Genomic DNA, 727 nt, shown 5'->3' with positions numbered 1-727 from the left:
TTTACCGGGGCTTGAATTCACCGCTTCACCCCAAAAGGGGCTGACGGATCCTCTTAACCTTCCGGCACCGGGCAGGCGTCAGTGCATATACAGCGGCTTGCGCCTTCGCATGCACCTGTGTTTTTGGTAAACAGTCGCTACCCCCTGGTCTGTGCCACCCCCCAACGCTCCGAGGGCAAGCCTCTTCACGCCCGGGGGTCTCCCTTATACCGAAGGCACGGGAGTGATTTGCCGAGTTCCTTGACCAGGATTCGCTCGATCGCCTTGGTATTCTCTACCTGACCACCAGTGTCGGTTTGGGGTACGGGCGGCGACGCCCCTCGCGCCGAGGCTTTTCTCGACGGCCTGGACCACCGGATATCGCGCCATAAAAGACGCCCATCATCACACCTCACCCTATGCGTCCCACGGATTTGCCTATGGGACGGGCTGCGTGCTTGACCACGGAAAACCACCTCCGCGGCCGGCTCCCATTCCGTGTCACCCCTGTGCGCTAGCCTACCAGGACTACGCTCCCAACAGCCACGCGCCCCGAACCCCGAAGGGAACGACGCCACGCGACCGGAGGTTAGTACTCATCCGTTCGGCTCTTACGGTACGCCGCCGGTACGGGAATATCCACCCGTTCATCCATTCGACTACGCCTGTCGGCCTCGCCTTAGGACCCGACTCACCCGGGGACGACGAACGTGGCCCCGGAACCCTTGGTCATCCAGCGGACGGGATC

Annotated in this window: 1 rRNA gene; it reads right to left on the bottom strand. The window is 62.3% G+C overall.

The features are described from left to right. Positions 1 to 727 (bottom strand): 23S ribosomal RNA (locus IE142_RS35065); the annotation flags it as partial.

The sequence above is a fragment of the Streptomyces mutabilis genome (genome assembly GCF_014649815.1).
Lineage (GTDB): Bacteria > Actinomycetota > Actinomycetes > Streptomycetales > Streptomycetaceae > Streptomyces > Streptomyces mutabilis.
The sequence above is the reverse complement of the archived record's forward strand: the minus strand, read 5'-3'. Positions and strand labels throughout refer to the sequence as shown.